Below are 443 nucleotides of genomic sequence, written 5' to 3'. Positions count from 1 at the left end.
ACCATTGCGATACCGATAGAGGCACCCAATGCGCCCAAGGCAACGATCAAACCACATGCGATAGCAATCAAACCCATTTTTAAACTCCTTAAAATAGTAAAGGTTAAACTACAAAAAACAAACTACGAAAAAACTACTTGATTAGTGTGCATCATGCGCTTGTCCGATATATACGAACGCCAACGCCATGAAAATAAATGCCTGCAAGGTGATAACCAAAATGTGGAAAATCGCCCAAGCCAAACCGGCAATCAGGTGGAACACAAATAAAATTGGATCTAAAGTTTCGATGCTGCCAGTTGATGCCCACGCACCACCCAACAAAGCAATCAGCAGGAACACCAGCTCACCGGCATACATATTACCAAACAACCGCATACCGTGGGATACGGTTTTGGACAAAAACTCTACCAAGTTGAGCAGGAAGTTGGCCGGAGCGAGCA

Annotated in this window: 1 protein-coding gene and 1 pseudogene; both read right to left on the bottom strand. The window is 44.5% G+C overall.

What is annotated here, in order from left to right:
- A pseudogene (locus tag ACTHUR_RS21085) lies at nt 1-77 on the bottom strand (F0F1 ATP synthase subunit C); the annotation flags it as partial.
- 64 nt (nt 78-141) lie between these two features.
- On the bottom strand, nt 142-443 hold a 302-nt coding region (locus ACTHUR_RS21080), incomplete at its 5' end, for a F0F1 ATP synthase subunit A (RefSeq protein WP_440400759.1).

This window comes from Neisseria sp. P0021.S007 (assembly GCF_051956855.1).
The sequence above is the reverse complement of the archived record's forward strand: the minus strand, read 5'-3'. Positions and strand labels throughout refer to the sequence as shown.